Genomic DNA, 1,009 nt, shown 5'->3' on the forward strand with positions numbered 1-1,009 from the left:
GTCCACCACGGACAGCGAGAGTCCACCACGGACAGCGAGATGGCCGGCTATGAGAAGTCGATGGCCGACACCTGGGGCGAACTGCTGAAGAGCCGCTCCTTCTACGAGAAGCTGATCTCCGAACCCGAAGAAAAGCAGATCTTCCCCGAATACGTCAAGGCGATGGGCCAGTACGCGCTGGAGCACGAAAAGGTCATCGCCCTGTCCCGCGCCCAGAAGAACGAGGAGGCGACTGCCCTGATCCGCGGCGAATCCCTGCGGGTGAACCGCGAGCTGGCGCAGATGYTCGACAAGCTGGGCGCGGTGAACGAGGCCGGTGCCACCCAGGCCAGCGACATGGCGGGCGCGGTCTATGCGGACGCCAGGCTCTGGGTCATCGGCATCCTGCTGTGCAGCGTGGCCCTGGGCCTGGTGCTGGCGCTGTGGATCGCCCGCATCGTGGCGAAGCCGCTGTCCGAAGCGGTGAAAGTCGCGCAATCGGTGGCTGCCGGCGACCTGACCAGCCGCGTCGAGGCGCATACGACCGATGAGACCGGCCAGCTGATGCAGGCGCTGAAGGAGATGAACGCCAGCCTGGTGAAGATCGTGGGCGAAGTGCGCAGCGGCACCGACACGATCGCGACGGCGTCGAGCCAGATCGCCACCGGCAACCAGGACCTGTCGTCGCGCACCGAGGAGCAGGCGAGCTCGCTGGAAGAGACGGCGGCCTCGATGGAAGAGCTCACGAGCACGGTGAAGCAGAACGCCGACAACGCGCGGCAGGCGAACCAGCTGGCGGTCTCGGCCTCCGAGGTGGCGGTGCGCGGCGGCAGCGTGGTGAGCCAGGTGGTGGACACCATGGGCTCGATCAACGCCTCCTCGCGCAAGATCGTGGACATCATCGGCGTCATCGACGGCATCGCCTTCCAGACCAACATCCTGGCGCTGAACGCGGCGGTGGAAGCCGCGCGGGCCGGCGAGCAGGGCCGGGGCTTCGCGGTGGTGGCGTCGGAAGTGCGCAGCCTGGCGC

The 1,009-nt window shown here is 67.5% G+C and carries 1 protein-coding gene; it reads left to right on the forward strand.

Going from position 1 to position 1,009, the window contains the following annotated elements; genetic code table 11:
• On the forward strand, positions 1-1,009 hold a 1,009-nt coding region (locus tag AC1D2K_RS35190), incomplete at both ends, for a methyl-accepting chemotaxis protein (protein ID WP_478095114.1).

This window comes from Variovorax sp. P1_H12_2, from assembly GCF_056405335.1.